The 1,879-nt window shown below is 34.1% G+C and carries 3 protein-coding genes; 1 reads left to right on the forward strand and 2 read right to left on the reverse strand.

The window, feature by feature from the left end; all coding sequences use genetic code 11:
* Nucleotides 1-733 (forward strand): GIY-YIG nuclease family protein (locus HUN22_RS16785; RefSeq protein ID WP_174731768.1); only part of this gene is annotated, 733 nt, incomplete at its 5' end.
* A 260-nt stretch (nt 734-993) separates the two neighbouring features.
* Here the strand turns inward: HUN22_RS16785 and HUN22_RS16790 are convergent.
* A complete protein-coding gene (locus HUN22_RS16790; RefSeq protein ID WP_174731771.1) occupies nt 994-1,344 on the reverse strand; it encodes a hypothetical protein in 351 nt (116 codons plus the stop codon).
* A 222-nt stretch (nt 1,345-1,566) separates the two neighbouring features.
* Nucleotides 1,567-1,851: a hypothetical protein gene (locus HUN22_RS16795; protein WP_174731774.1), complete on the reverse strand. Its 285-nt coding sequence runs from the start codon at nt 1,849-1,851 to the stop codon at nt 1,567-1,569.
* Nucleotides 1,852-1,879 lie beyond the last annotated feature (28 nt).

Here is a 1,879-nt window from a genome sequence, read left to right on the forward strand (position 1 = left end):
TAATTGGAATCCAATTGAGATATTCAAAAATGGTGAAGAGGAAGTCTTATTGCAAGGACATTATTGGAATTACAATAAAAATAAATCTTATAAAGATGGCCAAACAACAATCGGTCTTATAAAAATAAAAAGAAATGAAGATCTATGGCTTTTATTTCATATAGGAAAGATTACTAAAGATTTGAATATTTTTAATGGTATTGGCTATGAATATGAAGTTATTGAAGAGTATCGTAAATTTTTTGGTCGAGTGGTAATTAGATTTAAAAATACATCACAGAATATGGTTAGACGGGCGACATCTGTACTTGATGATTGTGAAGTAGTACAAATGCTTCCAGATATATTCGACAATGATATTTTCCCTGGCTATGAAAATGTAAACATCTCTTGGAATGAATTATCAAGAGTTATAGGTAAGGATTCATGGAAGACTGCTTTACGAAACCAAAAGGGTGTTTATCTGATTACTGATATTAATAATGGAAAGATGTATGTTGGGTCTGCATATGGTGAAGAAATGCTTTTAAATCGTTGGCAAGCTTATGTTCGTACTAAGCATGGCGGCAATAAGGGCTTGGTCAATTTAGATCTTACATACATGGAAGAAAATTTTAGATTCTCTATTCTCGATATATTTAAGTCAACGGTAGATGATAACGTGATTATCCAACGAGAAAGTTGGTGGAAAGAAACGCTTCAGACAAGAAAGTTCGGTTATAACCTAAATTAAGATAGACATCTCGATAGAGTTATTTTTAACTTAAATAAAAAAAGCCCGACATCCTGTCGAGCTTTTTCGTATTTGGGTACTAGATATGACTCCTGTCGTATCTCACGATCCTGATGCATGAACCTATTATTGTTGTTTTGTGTTCCGGAACATCCTGTTCCTGTATGAGTTCATATTAGGAAAAAAGCAGAGGATCGCCAATCCGCAAAATCCCTAAAAGTTTGTAGGTTAAAACGTACAAAACAAAAGTATGGTTATTCTTATATAAACGGATTTTCACTTTCCCAAGGCTTGCTGCTAAAAATGATCTGCCCATTTTCAACACAAAGAATCCACGTATAGAAATATTCTTCTCCTAACCCTCGACATTCAAAATTTGCATTTGGAAACAGAGCGATAATTTTTTCTATTATTATTTCGCAATAAATAGGGTCAATATTAAGGTCAGCTTGTCCATTAGCAAAGGCACTCACTAAGTCATTATAGAGATCCTCATGAGTTGCACCTTCAGCTAACATAGTTAATATTTCTAGAATTTTTTGCTTTTCAGTAGATAAATCAATCGTGTCAAAATCTGTATAACGGACTTGTAGTTCTGTATAAAAACTCATTTTTATTAGCTCTATGATATTAATGTTGGAAAATACTACTTATTAAACATGACTTTACTGTTAAAAATGAGCTGAGTATAGAAATATCTAAACTATAAGATTTGAAATTGCTTAAAAATATTCTTCTTTAGGCCTCTGTGCCACAACAGACTTTAATCTTTTGCGCTGATTTAAAGTAATAAACCATTGCAACACAGAGATAAAGGGGGCTAAGCCAAACGCTTAACCCATCTCATTTTTGTCACACCGCTGCATCACGCTGAAAAAAGTAGGGGCAAAGTCCTGTGGGAGAACAGGACTTTGCAAACTGACATGTTCTAGCTGCTGCATCAGCTTGGGAGAGTAGGTTTGTTCAAGTCGCTGATAAATACATTCGCAACTGGTTTTGCTGTGCCCACCCGACAGGCAAATTTTTTCAAACTCCTGTTGGGTGTGTAAGTTACAACCCGAAATTCCCAAGCTCGCTAGAACCAAATTTAAAGCCAAAATAGGTTTATAAATTTTCATATTATTCTCATAATGATTTATATCTATG

Origin of the sequence: Acinetobacter lactucae (genome assembly GCF_013344765.1) — a bacterium.
Lineage (GTDB): Bacteria > Pseudomonadota > Gammaproteobacteria > Pseudomonadales > Moraxellaceae > Acinetobacter > Acinetobacter lactucae_A.